The following is a 231-nucleotide window of genomic DNA, read 5'->3' on the forward strand; positions in this document are numbered from 1 at the left end:
AGGTAGAGCAACGGCGGAGGGAAGCAGATGTCCGGCCACTCCAAGTGGGCGACGACCAAGCACAAGAAGGCCGTCGCCGCCGCCCGTGCGCGCCGACAACATCGACCGTGCCGTCAAGCGCGGCTCCGGTGCCGAGGCCGGTGGCGCGGACTGGCAGACGGTCATGTACGAGGGCTACGGCCCCAGCGGCGTCGCGCTCCTCATCGAGTGCCTCACCGACAACAAGAACCG

General features: G+C 68.8%; 1 pseudogene. It reads left to right on the forward strand.

Going from position 1 to position 231, the window contains the following annotated elements:
- Positions 1 to 27 precede the first annotated feature (27 nt).
- Positions 28 to 231, forward strand: a pseudogene (locus AC0I8G_RS26310) (YebC/PmpR family DNA-binding transcriptional regulator); the annotation flags it as partial.

It is taken from the genome of Kineococcus sp. AC630, from assembly GCF_979255925.1.